Below are 12,701 nucleotides of genomic sequence, written 5' to 3'. Positions count from 1 at the left end.
GGCACCCCGCCACCCCTGTGGACAACCGGACCCCGGGCACAAAAGCACAGGTCAGACAGGTCAGACAGGTCAGCCGGGGTAGATCGGGGCCCGGCCGCCCGCCGCCGCCGTACGCCACTGCGCCCCCGGCGGCAGCCACACGATCCCGTCCTCCTCCGAGTACGCGACCACCGGCTTCTTCTCGTCCTCCGTCGCCGCGACCGCGTCCAGCCCGGTCGCCCCGGGCAGGCTCGCCGCGACCATCGAACCGTCGGCCAGCATGTACCGGGCCTGCACGACCCCGCCGCTCTCCCGGCCCACCACCAGCAGGCGGCCGCGCGGCGCCCAGCTCAGCGCCGTCACACTCGCCATCTGCGGGGCCGCCGGACGCAGCTCGCGCACCGACACTGGTCCCGCGTCGCCCTTGCCCTCGGGCCGCTCGATCCGCCCGATGTACAGGTTCTTGCGGCCTTCCTTCTCCACCAGCAGCGCGATCCGCACCCCGTCCGGCGACGCCTTCAGCGCCCTGATCCGCCCGCCGTCGAGCCCGGCCACATCGATCTTCTGCGGGGCCCCGGTACCGCCCGGCACCCGGTACAGCCCCGCATTCTGCGGGTCCTGGTCCGCGATCCACAGGTCGCCCGCCGTGTCCCAGCTCGGCGCACCCAGCCCGTTCGGCTTGGCACCCTTGCTGGTCAGCACCGGCTGCGGAACGGGCCCGGCCGTCGTCAGGTTCACCAGGTACAGCCCGTGCTGGTCCTCGGACACCACCGCCGCGCGCTTCTCGTCGTACGAGACCGCCGCGGAGCCGACCTTGAACCCTGGGCTCGTGGCGGTCGGGGACAGCGGCCCCGGCACCGACTCGGGCCTGTACTGCTGGTCCTCGCTGGAGATGTCGAGCTTCATCCGCACGAGCCGGCTGTCGCTGTCCACGTAGTACTGGTACTCGGGGCTCGGCGCCCGGTGGGCGATCGCCCCCGCTGCCGCATCGGTCACCGAGCACAGCGAGGACCGGTCCGAGCGCAGCAGCTCGACCCGCGCCAGCCGGGAGGCCGTCAGATCCTGCACGGTGTACAGGAGTTGCGCGGCCATCTTCTGGCACTGCGGCTGCGCGACGTTGTCGGCCTTGTCGTTGAGCGGCACCTTCAGCGCGTTCTGGCCGTCGTACGCAAGGGACTTGGTGCCCTCGCGCAGTTCCGTCCCGGTGGGGAAGCTCGAAGTCACCACGGGCCCCAGCCACTTGGAGGGCCCGGCCAGCAGCGACTGCACGGTCTGCGTGGTCGGGTCCATCCGCGAGTCGGGGTCGCTGCGCTGGCGCACGTACACCGGATCGGCGACGAGGCTGCCGCCCGCGAAGTAGTACTTGTTGACCGGCATGTAGATGCGCTGGAAATCGGACTCGCTGAGCACGAGGCTGCTCGGCGGCGTCGCGATCCGCCACTGCTTGTTCTCCTGGACCAGCTGGAGGAACTCCTCGTAGCGCGCCCCGGTGGTCTCCGGCTGGTACGCGCTGCGCTCGTCCACCGTCGCGAGCTTCGTGCCGGTCATCTTCCAGCGGGGGCCCGAGGGGTCCTTCTCGCCCTGCACGGAGAACCGGTCGATGCCCGCGGAGAGCACGGTGACGGCGGCGCCGGGCTTCCAGTTCTTCGCCGCGTCCTCGGTGAGGTACTTCCGGGCGGTCTGCAGCTGCGGGTCGTCGCTGGTCATGGCCTCCAGGAAGCCGTCGACGATGTCGGCCGCGCTGGCCTTGTCGGCCGGCGGCACGCCGAACACCCGGACCTGCGAGTCGACGCCCTGCGAGGCCCGCACCTCGCGGATCTCGCCGTGGTCGGGCATGGAGGCACAGCCGGCCAGCAGCAGCCCGGCCGCGCCGAAGGCGTACGCCCGCACCGTCCGCCACCGGCGGCGGTCGTCCTTGCGTACCCGTGCGGGCTCAGCGTCCACCTGCTCGATCCTCCTGTGCTGCTGCCTGGTCGGCCGCGTCAGCCCGGTCTGCCGCTGTCCGGTCCGCCGCCGCCCGGTCTGCCGCTGTCCGGTCCGCCGCCGCCTGGTCGGCCGGGCGGGCCACGACGCGGGCCCCGTTGCCCGGCAGGGCCGTCGGGTCCGCGGGCACCGGCAGCGCCCCGCCGACCGCCGACCGGGGCGGTATCGGCGAGCGGTCGGGCCGCCCCGGGGCCGGCGGCGCCTGCGGGGGCGTACCGGAGCCCGCCGCGTCGGCCGCGGCCCTGGCCCGGTTGGCCCGGGAATCCTCCGGCTCCAGCGGGATCGGGGACCCGCGCAGCGGCTCGTCCGCGGTCCGCGGCAGGGTCAGCCGGAACTGCGAACCTCCGCCCGGCTCGCCCCAGGCCTGGAGCCAGCCGCCGTGCAGGCGCGCGTCCTCGACGGCGATCGACAGGCCGAGGCCCGTCCCGCCGGTGGTGCGGGCGCGGGCCGGGTCGGCCCGCCAGAAGCGGTTGAAGACGCGGGTGGCCTCGCCGGGCTTGAGCCCGACGCCGTAGTCCCGTACGGCCACCGCCACGGCCCCGCCCGCCGATGCGAGCCGGACCACCACGTCGCGGCCCTCACCGTGCTCCACGGCGTTGACGACGAGATTGCGCAGCACCCGCTCCACGCGCCGGGAGTCGGCCTCGGCTATGACGGGCTGGGTGTCGCCCAGCACCCGGATCCGGGTGCCCTTGTGCTCGGCGAGCGGCTCGGCGCCGTCGATGACCCGGCGTACGACCTCCCGCAGGTCGATCGGCTCCGCCTCCAGGGCCGCGGCACCCGCGTCGAACCGGCTGATCTCCAGCAGGTCCGCGAGCAGCGACTCGAAGCGGTCGAGCTGCCCGGCGAGCAGCTCGGCGGAGCGGGCCGTGATCGGGTCGAAGTCGACCCGGGCGTCGTGGATGACATCGGCTGCCATCCGTACGGTCGTCAGCGGCGTCCGCAGCTCGTGCGAGACGTCGGAGACGAACCGGCGCTGCATCCGCGACAGGTCCTCCAGCTGCTGGATCTTGAGCTGGAGGTTCTGGGCCATCTTGTTGAAGGCCTCGCCCAGACGAGCGATGTCGTCCTCGCCGGTGACCTTCATCCGCTCCTGGAGCCGCCCGGCCGAGAGCCGCTCGGCGATCCCGGCGGCCATCCGCACGGGCGTCACGACCTGGCGCACGACGAGCCACGCGATCGCGCCGAGCAGCACGACCACGAACACGCCGGCGGTGGCGATGGTGACCTTGATCAGGTTGAGGGACTCCTCCTCCTGCGTGAGCGGGAAGAGGTAGTACAGGTCGTACGGGTCCCCGTTGATGTCGGTGAGCCGCTTGCCCACGACCAGCGCGGGCTCGGGCGCCTTGTCCCCGGCCCCGGCGGTGTACCGGATCTGGGAGAAGGTCTTGAAGGTCCCGGTGGCGTGGTTGACCTCCCGCCGCAGCTGCGGCGGGACGCTCGCCGTCGGGTCCACGTTCCCGGAGGCTCGGGCACCCTTGACGCCCGAGACGGTGGGCCCGTCGGGCTGCCCGCCCGCGCCGGGGCCGGCGCCGAGCGCGACCACCTCGAAGGCGGTCTGGCCGCCACTGGCGAGCTGCTTGACCAGCGAGTTCATCCAGGTACTGGCGTCCCGCCCGACCTTGTTGTCGGTGGCATCGGGCCCGTCCACCGTGGAGGGCGTGTTGGCCTTCTCCTGTGCGACCGCGAACCCGCCCGCCGCCTGGCTCTGCGCGGCCTCCTCCTTGGCGTCGAGGAGCCCCTTGCTGACCTGCGCGATCACGACGAAGCCGAGCGAGAGAACCACGGCCAGCGACATCAGCAGCGTGGCGGCGACCACCCGCAGCTGGATGTTGCGCCGCCACAGCCGGACAGCCGGAAGCAGCGGCCGGCGTACGAGGCGTACGAACAACCGCAGCACAGGGCCGCCGGGCGCTCCGTCTGCCATCTGACGGAGCTGCCGGCCGCCCCTCAGGGCCCCCCAGCGGGACCCGCGGCGGGGCCTGCCGGGCTGCACGTCAGCTCGGTCCGGCCTTGTAGCCGACACCGCGCACCGTCACGACGATCTCGGGGCGCTCAGGGTCCTTCTCGACCTTGGAGCGCAGACGCTGGACATGCACGTTGACCAGGCGGGTGTCCGCCGCGTGCCGGTAGCCCCAGACCTGCTCCAGCAGCACCTCGCGGGTGAACACCTGCCAGGGCTTGCGCGCAAGAGCGACCAGCAGGTCGAACTCGAGCGGGGTCAGGGCGATCGAGGCACCGTCCCGCTTGACCGAGTGCCCGGCCACGTCGATGACCAGGTCACCGATGGCCAGCTGCTCGGGCGCGGGCTCCTCCGAGCGGCGCAGGCGGGCCCGGATACGGGCCACCAGCTCCTTCGGCTTGAACGGCTTGACGATGTAGTCGTCGGCCCCGGACTCCAGGCCCACGACGACGTCCACCGTGTCGCTCTTCGCGGTGAGCATGACGATCGGTACGCCGGACTCGGCCCGGATCAGCCTGCAGACCTCTATGCCGTCCCGTCCGGGCAGCATCAGGTCCAGCAGCACGAGATCCGGCTTCGCCTCGCGGAAGGCCGCCAGCGCCTTGTCGCCGTCCGCTACGAACGACGGCTCAAAACCTTCTCCACGCAGCACAATGCCGAGCATCTCGGCCAGCGCGGTGTCGTCGTCGACGACAAGGACTCGTCCCTTCATGCTTGACATCATCCCATTAGCTAATCGTTACCTGTCGGTGAGCTGTCCCACAGCCAAAAGGGCTGGAAATCGCCCCTCGGACCTGCGTGGAGATCAGACCGACCAGTCTGCCCCGGATCCGGGCGACAATTGAAGGCGCGGGCTGCCGGAGTTCCGGGGGGACGGCCGGTCCGCTCAACATTCCCACGTGGCACGATGGCAGCCGACCAGCGCCCCCCGCAGTGCACGTGAAGGAGCGACGATGAACGACTCTCCGGGCTGGGCCGTGCCCGGACCCTCCCCGTCCGACGGCGAGCGGCCGGGCGCATCAGACGGCCGGGACGGCACCGAAGGCGGCACACCGCCGCCCGCCGGCGGACCGAAGTGGTCCGCCGAGCAGCCGCCCCCCGGCGAGTGGTCGAGCCCCGGCACCCCCCAGGCGGCCCCGAAGGCCCCGCAGCAGCAGCCTCAGCCGGGCGCGGGCTGGGGATCGTACGGCGGCCCCCAGGGCCCGCAGGGCGGCCAGTGGGGCAAGCCCCCGGCCGCCAAGCCCGGCGTGATCCCGCTGCGCCCCCTCGACCTGGGCGAGATCCTCGACGGCGCGGTCGCCACCATGCGCACCCACTGGCGCACGGTCCTGCCGATCACGCTGGTCGTGGCCACCGTCGTGCAGGTCATCAGCGTGCTCGTGCAGAAGTACACGTACGCCGACCTCGCCGTCGCCTCCGACCCCGGTTCCGGGGACAGCCTGAAGGAAGCCTTCGACACCCTCGGCGGCAGCATGGTGGCGCTGCTCGCGAACGGCTTCGTCCAGCTCATCGGGACCATCGTGGCCACCGCCATGCTCACGATGATCTTCAGCCGTGCCGTGCTCGGCCACGGCTCCTCGATCGGCGAAGCCTGGCGCGAGGCCCGCCCCCAGCTGCTCCGCCTGCTCGGGCTGACCCTCCTGCTGGCCCTCGGCGGCATCGTCATCGTCCTCGTGCTGCTCCTGCCCGGCATCCTCCTGGGCAACGTCGCCGTCGCCGTCGCCGGCGGCGTCGCCGCCCTCCCGCTGCTCATCTGGCTCGCACTCAAGTTCAGCCTGGCCTCGCCCGCGCTGATGCTGGAGAAGAGCAGCGTCATCACCTCGCTCCGCCGCTCCTCGAGGCTCGTCCAGGGCTCGTGGTGGCGCATCTTCGGCATCACCGCCCTGACCGGCCTCATCACCGCGTTCGTCTCGGCGATCATCGTCTGGCCGCTGGCCGCCGTCGGGCTCGCCATCGGCTTCGCCGACAGCGGCATGGAAGGCCTGGAGAACGGCACCGCCGCCACCGGCTGGGCCGCGCTGATCCTCTCCGCGGTCGGCGCGGTCATCGCCCAGACCATCACCATGCCGATCCAGTCGGGCGTCACCGTCCTCCTGTACGTCGACCAGCGCATCCGGCGCGAAGCCCTCGACCTGGAGCTCGCCCGGGCGGCAGGCCTGGAGAACTACGGCCCGAACGCCGCCGCACCGCCGACCGGAGGCTGATGCACGGATGATGAGTACGGGGGGCCTCATCACACGCTCCGCGGCGCTCCTGCCGGCCGCGGAGAAACCACCGGTGACGACACCGCGCGACCCCGCCCGCGAGGCGGCAGAACGCGAGCTGTCCAAACCGCTGTACCACCAGGACGACCCGGGGCTGCTCCAGCGCGCCCTGGACCGGCTCTGGGAATGGGTCGGCAACCTCTTCGACCACGCCTCGGGCGCCGCCCCCGGCGGCACCTTGGGCCTGGTCGCCATCGCCGTCCTGGCCGCCCTGGCCCTCGCCGCCCTGTGGTGGCGGCTCGGCTCCCCCCGCCGAACCGCCACCGCGACGGCGGGGGTGTTCGACGACACCCTGCGCAGCGCCGCGGACCACCGCACCGCCGCCGCCGCGCACGCCGCCGCGGGCCGCTGGACGGAAGCCGTCCAGGAGCACATGCGCGCCGTCGTCCGCTCCCTCGAGGAACGCACCCTGCTCGACCCCCGCCCGGGCCGCACCGCCGACGAGGCGGCCGCCGAAGCCGCGCTCTCCCTCCCCGACCACGCCGAAGCCCTCCGAGCGGCCGCCCGCACCTTCGACGACGTCACGTACGGCGGCCGCCCCGGCGACGAGGCCATGTACACCCGCCTCCACACCCTCGACACCACCCTGGCCCGCACGAAGCCGCTCCTGACGGGACCCCCGGCATGACCGCCCCCGCCCCCGGCCCCCACACCCCCGGCACACCGGCGGACCCGCCGCGCGGCGAAGCCCCCGGCACGGCCGCCCGGGGGACCACTCCCGCCGCCGTGTGGCGGCGCTCCCGCGGTGTGCTCATCTGCCTCGGGATCCTGCTCGTCGGCGCCGTCGTCCTCGCCGCCCTCGGCTCCGGCAGCCGCCACGGGCGGCTCGACCCCCGCTCCGCCGACCCCGACGGCAGCCGGGCCGTCGCCGAGCTGCTCCAGGCCCGCGGGGTCACCACCCGCGTCGTGACCAGCGCCCGCGAGGCCGCCGCCGCGGCCGGCCCCGGCACCACCCTGCTGGTCACCGACCCCGACCGGCTCGGCGACACCCAGCGCCGCGCCATCCGCTCCGCGATCGACCTCTCCGGCGGCCGTACCGTCCTGCTCGCCCCCGGCAGCGTCAGCCTTCCCGGCCTGGCCCCGGCCACCCGCACCAAGGGCGACGCCCTCGACGAGAACCTCGACCCCGGCTGCGCCCTGCCCGCCGCCACCACCGCCGGCCGCGCCACCACCGGCGGCGGCCACCGCTACACCGGCGGAGCAGCCTCCGCAGCGTGCTACCCCAGCGGCGGCCACCCCACCCTCCTCGTCCTCCCCTCCGGCACCACGGGCGGCGACACCGTCCTCCTCGGCTCCGAGACGCTCCTCCTCAACAAGAAGCTCGCCTCCGAGGGCAACGCCTCCCTCGCCCTCCAACTCCTCGGCTCCCGCCCCGACCTCGTCTGGTACCTGCCCTCCCTCACGGAGGTCCAGGACGAGGACCCCGCCCAGGAGAAGGGCTTCCTCGAGCTCGTCCCCCGCGGCTGGGGCTGGGCCCTCCTCCAGCTCTTCGTCGCCGCCGCCCTCGCCGCCCTCTGGCGCGCCCGCCGACTCGGCCCCCTCGTCACCGAGAAGCTGCCCGTCGCCATCCGCGCCTCCGAGACCACCGAGGGCCGCGCCCGCCTCTACCGCAGGGCCGGCGCCCGCGACCGCGCCGCCACCGTGCTGCGCGCCGCCGCCCGCGAACGCCTGGCCGCCCTGGTCGGCGTACCGCCCACCCAGGCACACGAACCCGCGGCCCTGGTCCCCGCCGTGTCCGCCCGCCTGACGGCCGGACACCAGGACCTGACCGTCCTCCTCTTCGGCACCACGCCCGCCGACGACGCGGCACTCGTCGCGCTCGCCGACCACCTCGACGCCCTCGAAAGAGAGGTCCGCACCTCATGACGGCCACCACGGACAGCGCCCGCTCCTCCCTGGAAGCGATCCGCACCGAGATCGGAAAGGCCGTCGTCGGCCAGGACTCGGCCGTCACCGGTCTCGTCGTCGCCCTCCTGTGCCGCGGCCACGTCCTCCTCGAAGGCGTACCCGGCGTCGCCAAGACCCTCCTCGTACGGGCCCTGGCCGCCTCCCTCGAACTCGACACCAAGCGCGTCCAGTTCACCCCGGACCTGATGCCCAGCGACGTCACCGGCTCGCTCGTCTACGACGCCCGCACCGCCGAGTTCTCCTTCCAGAACGGCCCGGTCTTCACCAACCTCCTCCTCGCGGACGAGATCAACCGGACCCCGCCCAAGACCCAGTCCTCCCTCCTCGAAGCCATGGAGGAGCGCCAGGTCACCGTCGACGGCACCCCGCGCAAGCTGCCCGAGCCGTTCCTCGTCGCCGCCACCATGAACCCGGTCGAGTACGAGGGCACCTACCCCCTCCCCGAAGCCCAGCTGGACCGCTTCCTCCTCAAGCTCACCGTGCCCCTCCCCTCCCGCGCGGACGAGATCGGCGTCCTGACCCGGCACGCCGCCGGCTTCAACCCCCGCGACCTCCAGGCCGCAGGCCTGCGCCCGGTCGCCGGCGCGGCCGAACTCGAAGCCGCCCGCGACGCCGTCGCCAAGGTGTCCGTCTCCCCCGAGATCGCCGGGTACGTCGTCGACATCTGCCGCGCCACCCGCGAATCGCCGTCCCTCACCCTCGGCGTCTCCCCGCGCGGCGCGACCGCCCTGCTGGCCACCGCCCGCGCCTGGGCCTGGCTCACCGGCCGCGACTACGTCACCCCCGACGACGTCAAGGCCCTCGCCCTGCCCACCCTGCGCCACCGCGTCCAACTCCGCCCGGAGGCCGAGATGGAGGGCGTGACGGCCGACGCCGTCATCACCGCGATCCTGTCCCACGTCCCCGTCCCGCGCTGATGGCCCTCACCGGACGCGCCGCCCTGCTGGCGGCCCTCGGCAGCCTCCCCGTCGGCATCCTCGAACCGAGCTGGACGGGGATGCTCGCGGTCAACGGCACGCTCGCCCTGGCCTGCGCCGTCGACTACGCCCTCGCCGCGCCGGTCCGCAGGCTCAGCCTCACCCGCACGGGTGACACCTCCGTGCGCCTCGGCGAACCGGCGCAGGTCCACCTCACCCTCACCAACCCGGGCACCCGCACGCTCCGGGCCCGCATCCGCGACGCCTGGCCCCCCAGCAGCTGGCTCCCCGGCTCCGAGGCCGAGGCCTCCCGGCACACCCTGACGATCCCGGCCGGCGAACGCCGCCGGATCACCACCCGGCTGCTCCCCACCCGCCGCGGGGACCGCCGCGCCGACCGCGTGACGATCCGCTCGTACGGACCGCTCGGCCTGTTCGCCCGCCAGGGCACCCACACCGTCCCCTGGACGGTCCGGGTCCTGCCGCCCTTCACCAGCCGCAAGCACCTCCCCTCGCGCCTGGCCCGGCTGCGCGAACTGGACGGCCGTACAAGCGTCCTGACCCGCGGTGAGGGCACCGAGTTCGACAGCCTCCGCGACTACGTCCCCGGCGACGACACCCGCTCCATCGACTGGCGGGCCACCGCCCGCCAGAACAAGGTCGCCGTCCGCACCTGGCGGCCGGAACGCGACCGGCACATCCTGATCTGCCTGGACACCGGCCGCACCTCGGCGGGCCGCGTCGGCGACGCCCCCCGCCTGGACTCCGCGATGGACGCGGCCCTGCTGCTGGCCGCGCTGGCCTCCCGCGCCGGCGACCGCGTCGACCTGCTGGCCCACGACCGCCGCACCCGCGCCCAGGTCCAGGGCCGCTCGGCCGGCGACATCCTCCCGGCCTTCGTGAACGCCATGGCCACCCTGGAACCGGAGCTCGTCGAAACCGACGCCCGCACCCTGGTCTCCACCGTCCTCCGAAACGCCCCGCGCCGGTCCCTGGTGGTCCTTCTGACGAGCCTTGACGCGGCTCCGATAGAGGAAGGTCTGCTCCCCCTCCTCCCCCGCCTCACGCAGCGCCACACGGTCCTGCTGGCCTCGGTGGCCGACCCCCACATAGAGGGGATGACGAAGTCCCGCGGCACCCTCGACGCGGTCTACGAGGCCGCGGCCGGCACCCAGTCCCAGGCCGCCCGCCGCCGCACGGCAGAGCAGCTGTCCCGCCACGGAGTCCACGTGGTCGACGCCACCCCGGACACCCTGGCCCCGGCTCTGGCCGACGCCTACCTGTCCCTGAAGTCCGCCGGCCGCCTCTAGCGGGGGGTCCCGGCTGGATACGCTGGTCGGGCACCCACCAGGAGGACCTCCATGGCCGACTTCACCCCCGAGCAGATGCGCCGCATGCACGACTTCGCGGAGCAGCTCGCGGAGCTTGCCGAGCACCAGGAAGACCAGTGGAAGGTGCAGACCACCGACGGTCAGATCTTCCTCACGATGATGAGCCCCACGGCTCCCCACGGGCTGAACGTGGTGCGGCTGCGCCGCCAGATCGAGGCCCAGACACCCGAGGTCATGGCCCTCAATGACACGAACATGGGCGATCCGGTAACCGGTCTGACCAAAATCCCCGACCTCATGGTCCTCGCGGAAGAGGACACGGACGACACGGCGAAGGTCGTCAACTCCCGCGATGTCCTGATGGTGGTGGAGGTCGTCTCCCGTACGAATTCCCGCACCGACATCCGCGACAAGCTGCACGACTACCCGCGCATGGGAGTCCCGCTGTACGTCGTCGTGGACCCCCGCAAGGACAAGAAGACCGTCACCGTGCACAGCGACCCCTCGCAGGGACCCGACGGCACCCGCTACCGCAAGAAGGTCCCCTACGCGTTCGGGGACACCGTCACCGCCGGCCGCTGGACGCTCGACACCACCAACCTCAAGAGCTACCCCGCCGACTGGTAAGGAAAGCGGAGCCGGATTGCTTCCACGCCAAACGGTCCCAGAACGCAGAAAAGCCCCGTACCGGATACCCGGTACGGGGCTTTCTACAATGATTGTTCGGCGGCGTCCTACTCTCCCACAGGGTCCCCCCTGCAGTACCATCGGCGCTGAAAGGCTTAGCTTCCGGGTTCGGAATGTAACCGGGCGTTTCCCTAACGCTATGACCACCGAAACACTATGAAATTTGAACATGCTGGTGTTGACACAGCTGTTCGTTATTTCAGAACTAACACAGTGGACGCGAGCAACTGAGGACAAGCCCTCGGCCTATTAGTACCAGTCAGCTCCACCCGTTACCGGGCTTCCACATCTGGCCTATCAACCCAGTCGTCTACTGGGAGCCTTACCCTCTCAAGGAGGTGGGAATACTCATCTTGAAGCAGGCTTCCCGCTTAGATGCTTTCAGCGGTTATCCCTCCCGAACGTAGCCAACCAGCCATGCCCTTGGCAGGACAACTGGCACACCAGAGGTTCGTCCGTCCCGGTCCTCTCGTACTAGGGACAGCCCTTCTCAATATTCCTACGCGCACAGCGGATAGGGACCGAACTGTCTCACGACGTTCTAAACCCAGCTCGCGTACCGCTTTAATGGGCGAACAGCCCAACCCTTGGGACCGACTCCAGCCCCAGGATGCGACGAGCCGACATCGAGGTGCCAAACCATCCCGTCGATATGGACTCTTGGGGAAGATCAGCCTGTTATCCCCGGGGTACCTTTTATCCGTTGAGCGACGGCGCTTCCACAAGCCACCGCCGGATCACTAGTCCCGACTTTCGTCCCTGCTCGACCCGTCGGTCTCACAGTCAAGCTCCCTTGTGCACTTACACTCAACACCTGATTGCCAACCAGGCTGAGGGAACCTTTGGGCGCCTCCGTTACTCTTTGGGAGGCAACCGCCCCAGTTAAACTACCCATCAGACACTGTCCCTGATCCGGATCACGGACCGAGGTTAGACATCCAGCACGACCAGAGTGGTATTTCAACGGCGACTCCACCCCAACTGGCGTTGGGGTTTCAAAGTCTCCCACCTATCCTACACAAGCCGAACCGAACACCAATATCAAACTATAGTAAAGGTCCCGGGGTCTTTCCGTCCTGCTGCGCGAAACGAGCATCTTTACTCGTAGTGCAATTTCACCGGGCCTATGGTTGAGACAGTCGAGAAGTCGTTACGCCATTCGTGCAGGTCGGAACTTACCCGACAAGGAATTTCGCTACCTTAGGATGGTTATAGTTACCACCGCCGTTTACTGGCGCTTAAGTTCTCAGCTTCGCACGCCCGAAAGCGCACTAACCGGTCCCCTTAACGTTCCAGCACCGGGCAGGCGTCAGTCCGTATACATCGCCTTACGGCTTCGCACGGACCTGTGTTTTTAGTAAACAGTCGCTTCTCGCTGGTCTCTGCGGCCACCCCCAGCTCACGGAGTAAATCCGATCACCAGTGATGGCCCCCCTTCTCCCGAAGTTACGGGGGCATTTTGCCGAGTTCCTTAACCATAGTTCACCCGAACGCCTCGGTATTCTCTACCTGACCACCTGAGTCGGTTTAGGGTACGGGCCGCCATGAAACTCGCTAGAGGCTTTTCTCGACAGCATAGGATCATCCACTTCACCACAATCGGCTCGGCATCAGGTCTCAGCCTTATATGAGGGACGGATTTGCCTACCCCTCGGCCTACACCCTTACC

General features: G+C 70.9%; 9 protein-coding genes and 2 rRNA genes (1 of these 11 cut by a window edge). 6 read left to right on the top strand and 5 right to left on the bottom strand.

From position 1 onward, the window contains the following. Positions 1-69 precede the first annotated feature (69 nt). The 3 genes from OHT74_RS23800 to mtrA all read right to left on the bottom strand — a co-directional run bounded on the left by OHT74_RS23800 (position 70) and on the right by mtrA (position 4,649). A complete protein-coding gene (locus OHT74_RS23800; protein ID WP_328621327.1) occupies positions 70-1,923 on the bottom strand; it encodes an LpqB family beta-propeller domain-containing protein in 1,854 nt (617 codons plus the stop codon). After that, a complete protein-coding gene (gene mtrB / locus OHT74_RS23795; RefSeq protein ID WP_328621326.1) occupies positions 1,913-3,889 on the bottom strand; it encodes an MtrAB system histidine kinase MtrB in 1,977 nt (658 codons plus the stop codon). Before mtrB ends, OHT74_RS23800 begins: the two co-directional genes overlap by 11 nt. A gap of 70 nt (positions 3,890-3,959) precedes the next feature. After that, positions 3,960-4,649, bottom strand: coding sequence for a two-component system response regulator MtrA (gene mtrA, locus OHT74_RS23790; protein WP_189973359.1), 690 nt, complete (start codon positions 4,647-4,649; stop codon positions 3,960-3,962). Between the two features lie 229 nt (positions 4,650-4,878). Between mtrA and OHT74_RS23785 the strand changes: the two genes are divergently transcribed. From OHT74_RS23785 to OHT74_RS23760, 6 genes are read left to right on the top strand one after another with little or no spacing between them, the layout of a single operon-like run. Beyond that, positions 4,879-6,129, top strand: a complete 1,251-nt coding sequence (locus OHT74_RS23785) for a hypothetical protein (protein WP_328621325.1) — start codon at positions 4,879-4,881, stop codon at positions 6,127-6,129. A 7-nt stretch (positions 6,130-6,136) separates the two neighbouring features. Continuing rightward, the gene (locus OHT74_RS23780) at positions 6,137-6,817 is read left to right on the top strand and encodes a DUF4129 domain-containing protein (RefSeq protein WP_328621324.1); all 681 of its coding nucleotides are present in this window, start codon (positions 6,137-6,139) and stop codon (positions 6,815-6,817) included. Further along, complete coding sequence (locus OHT74_RS23775) at positions 6,814-8,055, top strand: DUF4350 domain-containing protein (protein WP_328621323.1); 1,242 nt, start codon at positions 6,814-6,816, stop codon at positions 8,053-8,055. The genes OHT74_RS23780 and OHT74_RS23775 overlap by 4 nt, the downstream gene beginning before the upstream one ends. Next, on the top strand, positions 8,052-9,014 hold the full coding sequence (locus OHT74_RS23770) for an AAA family ATPase (RefSeq protein WP_266666516.1): 963 nt from the start codon (positions 8,052-8,054) through the stop codon (positions 9,012-9,014). The genes OHT74_RS23775 and OHT74_RS23770 overlap by 4 nt, the downstream gene beginning before the upstream one ends. Beyond that, entirely contained in the window at positions 9,014-10,324 is a 1,311-nt protein-coding gene (locus OHT74_RS23765; RefSeq protein ID WP_328621322.1) for a DUF58 domain-containing protein, read from the top strand. Before OHT74_RS23770 ends, OHT74_RS23765 begins: the two co-directional genes overlap by 1 nt. A gap of 51 nt (positions 10,325-10,375) precedes the next feature. Next, positions 10,376-10,972, top strand: a complete 597-nt coding sequence (locus tag OHT74_RS23760) for a Uma2 family endonuclease (RefSeq protein WP_328621321.1) — start codon at positions 10,376-10,378, stop codon at positions 10,970-10,972. A gap of 94 nt (positions 10,973-11,066) precedes the next feature. Here OHT74_RS23760 and rrf read toward each other — a convergent pair. Next, a 5S ribosomal RNA gene (rrf, locus tag OHT74_RS23755) occupies positions 11,067-11,183 on the bottom strand. Between the two features lie 78 nt (positions 11,184-11,261). Continuing rightward, positions 11,262-12,701: ribosomal RNA gene (locus OHT74_RS23750) — 23S ribosomal RNA — on the bottom strand (it continues 1,684 nt past the right edge of the window).

Origin of the sequence: Streptomyces sp. NBC_00354 (genome assembly GCF_036106915.1) — a bacterium.
In the GTDB taxonomy this organism is placed as follows: Bacteria; Actinomycetota; Actinomycetes; order Streptomycetales; family Streptomycetaceae; genus Streptomyces.
The sequence above is the reverse complement of the archived record's forward strand: the minus strand, read 5'-3'. Positions and strand labels throughout refer to the sequence as shown.

What these genes read in the sequence shown, in the direction of transcription:
- mtrB (WP_328621326.1), bottom strand. Translation starts at nt 3,889, where the DNA reads ATGGCAGACGGAGCGCCCGGCGGCCCTGTGCTGCGGTTGTTCGTACGC.
- mtrA (WP_189973359.1), bottom strand. Translation starts at nt 4,649, where the DNA reads ATGATGTCAAGCATGAAGGGACGAGTCCTTGTCGTCGACGACGACACC.
- OHT74_RS23785 (WP_328621325.1), top strand. Translation starts at nt 4,879, where the DNA reads ATGAACGACTCTCCGGGCTGGGCCGTGCCCGGACCCTCCCCGTCCGAC.
- OHT74_RS23780 (WP_328621324.1), top strand. Translation starts at nt 6,137, where the DNA reads ATGATGAGTACGGGGGGCCTCATCACACGCTCCGCGGCGCTCCTGCCG.
- OHT74_RS23775 (WP_328621323.1), top strand. Translation starts at nt 6,814, where the DNA reads ATGACCGCCCCCGCCCCCGGCCCCCACACCCCCGGCACACCGGCGGAC.
- OHT74_RS23770 (WP_266666516.1), top strand. Translation starts at nt 8,052, where the DNA reads ATGACGGCCACCACGGACAGCGCCCGCTCCTCCCTGGAAGCGATCCGC.
- OHT74_RS23765 (WP_328621322.1), top strand. Translation starts at nt 9,014, where the DNA reads ATGGCCCTCACCGGACGCGCCGCCCTGCTGGCGGCCCTCGGCAGCCTC.
- OHT74_RS23760 (WP_328621321.1), top strand. Translation starts at nt 10,376, where the DNA reads ATGGCCGACTTCACCCCCGAGCAGATGCGCCGCATGCACGACTTCGCG.